Genomic DNA, 872 nt, shown 5'->3' on the forward strand with positions numbered 1-872 from the left:
ATTTGAAAACGGGTCAGTATAAATCCAACCGTTGTTTTTGGCGATGATTACAATCATCTTGAACGTCTGCATGAATTTTGCCGTAGTATTCTCATTGCATTTGCTTTCCGTTCTCAGATAGTTCTCGAAGTCCGTAATGAACATGTGGCCGATTTCCTTCAGTGATATATCCGAAATATTGTATTTCACTTTCATAAATTCCTCCAGCCTTCGGTAGCAGCGGTCATACTTCGCGAGGGTGGCAGGCGTCTTGCTGATGCCGACCAGTTTTCTTGCATCCTCATTGTGTTTCTTGAAAAGTTCCAGCAGTGTTCTTTGTTTCGCCGTTATTCCCAAAAACGCATTGCGTATTTTTTCTACCGTTACGAATGACTCATGCACTTCAATATCCCGGTAGTGGTTTTTCAGCGAAGCACGGATGTCCTCCAATGTTTCATTCAACTGGCGGGCTTTCTGTGTATTTCCTTTCGCCTTGCCCAAAACTGTATCCCAGGCATCCGGCTTCACGCTCAGTTTAGAACTGAACTGTGAGATTTCACCATTAAGTGACAGACGAATCATAATACAAACTGTTCCGTCCTTGTTTACCTGATTTTTTCTTAGATAGAACAAAATCTTAAATGTACTCTTACTCGTATCCTTTTTTAATTTATCTCCGTTACAGTGGGTGTAATGACTTCCCTCTGCAAAGGAATAATTAATAATTGGGTTACAAGCAGACATTTGAACGTCAATGAGCGACAAATCAAGGATTTACATCGAAAATCGTTACTATTTTTATAGGCTATTTTTTAGTAACGATTTAGTAACGGAACTTTGTCTGAAGTGGGCATTTTAATGTCTTTCGGTTGTCCACCGGATAAATAGAAAAA

General features: G+C 39.8%; 1 protein-coding gene. It reads right to left on the reverse strand.

Annotated features, from left to right (window positions below; translation table 11 throughout):
• Positions 1-615 (reverse strand): phage integrase SAM-like domain and Arm DNA-binding domain-containing protein (locus NW212_RS15225; RefSeq protein ID WP_258339459.1); only part of this gene is annotated, 615 nt, incomplete at its 3' end.
• Positions 616-872: the final 257 nt, after the last annotated feature.

The organism is Bacteroides sp. ET225 (genome assembly GCF_024733745.1).
GTDB lineage: Bacteria > Bacteroidota > Bacteroidia > Bacteroidales > Bacteroidaceae > Phocaeicola > Phocaeicola excrementipullorum.